This is a genomic window from Mycobacterium sp. TH-M15, from assembly GCF_057473705.1.
Genome location: NZ_JBYCLB010000421.1, coordinates 1 through 1,516 on the forward strand (window position 1 = coordinate 1; position 1,516 = coordinate 1,516).

Below are 1,516 nucleotides of genomic sequence, written 5' to 3' on the forward strand. Positions count from 1 at the left end.
GCCCAGCTGCTCGGGCAGGGTGTTCGACGTGGCCGCCACCGACACCCCGCGCGCCACCAGCTCGGCGAGCAGCCGGGAGACCAGCGTGGTGTTGCCCGGATCGTCCAGCTCGAACTCGTCGATGCAGACCACGGTGTAGTCGCCGAGCAGGTCGACGCACTCGGTGAACCCGAACACGCCGGCCAGCTGGGTGAGCTCCATGAACGTGGCGAACGCCCGAGGGTGTTCGGCGCTCTCCGGCAGCTGGCGGTAGATCGAGGCCAGCAGGTGCGTCTTGCCGACGCCGAATCCGCCGTCCAGGTACAGGCCCACCCCGGGCAGCACCTCGCGCCGGTGCAGCAGCCGGCGACGGCCGGCGCGGCGGCCCACGGCCTGCCGGCAGAACTCGGTGCAGGCGGCGACGGCCGCGGCCTGGGTCGGCTCGGCCGGGTCGGGCCGGTAGCTGACGAAGCTCACCTCGGCGAAGGTCGGCGGCGGGACGAGCTGGGCGACCAGCCGCTCCGGCGAGACGGCCGGGTGCCGGTCCACCAGGTGGCCGATCCGCTCGTCGGCCACCACCGGGTCGGGGTCGGGCATGCAGGAACTGTAGCCACTGTGCTGCAATCGGACCTATGGGCGCTGCAATCGGACCTATGGGCGCTGCAATCGGACCTATGGGCGCTGCAATCGGACCCATGGGCGATCCCGCACCCGCCGCCGGGACCGAGGCGGTGCTGCGGCTGCTGGGGTCCGGCCGGCCGGTCGGCGACGACGAGCTGGCCCGGCTCTATGCCTACCCGCAGGCCTTCCCACCGGGGCGGGCGGTCTGGGTGCGGGCCAACTTCATCAGCAGCGTCGACGGCGCGGCAACCGTAGCGGGCCGATCCGGCGGCCTGGCCGGTGTGGGCGACCGGACGGTGTTCGGCCTGCTGCGGGCGCTCGCCGACGTCATCGTGGTCGGCGCCGGCACCGTCCGCGCGGAGAACTACGCCGGCGCCCACCTGGGCGTCGCCCAGCGCCAGCGCCGGCAGGCCCGCGGCCAGGGCGAAGTCCCGCAGCTGGCCGTCGTCACCAATTCCGGGCGGCTGAACCGGGACTTGCGGGTGTTCACCGAGACCGAGGTGCCGCCGCTGGTGCTGACCTGCACGACGGCGGTGCAGGCGACCCGCGATCGGCTGACCGGCCTGATCGGCGCCGACGGCGTCGTCGACTGCTCCGGCGCCGCCCCGGACCGGGTGGACACCGCGGCGATGCTGGCCGCGGTGAGCGCCCGTGGGCATCGTCGGGTGCTCACCGAGGGCGGCCCGACCCTGCTGGGCGCGTTCATCGGCGACGGCCTGCTCGACGAGCTCTGCCTGACCACGGCGCCGTATCTGACCGGCGGCTCGGCACCGCGAATCGCCACCGGCAGCGGCGAGACGCTGACCCCGATGAGCCGCGCTCACCTGCTCACCGACGACGCCGGCTACCTCTACGCCCGCTACGTCGCCGGGGGCGCGACCGGCGGTGCCTTAGGCTGATTGCCATGGGTAGGCCC

2 protein-coding genes are annotated in these 1,516 nt (G+C 73.9%); one reads left to right on the top strand and one right to left on the bottom strand.

Annotated elements, in window-relative coordinates:
• On the bottom strand, nt 1-576 hold a 576-nt coding region (gene zapE / locus AC2VNT_RS10180; RefSeq protein WP_486946737.1), incomplete at its 3' end, for an AFG1/ZapE family ATPase.
• A gap of 98 nt (nt 577-674) precedes the next feature.
• Between zapE and AC2VNT_RS10185 the strand changes: the two genes are divergently transcribed.
• Complete coding sequence (locus tag AC2VNT_RS10185) at nt 675-1,499, top strand: pyrimidine reductase family protein (protein WP_486946738.1); 825 nt, start codon at nt 675-677, stop codon at nt 1,497-1,499.
• Nucleotides 1,500-1,516: the final 17 nt, after the last annotated feature.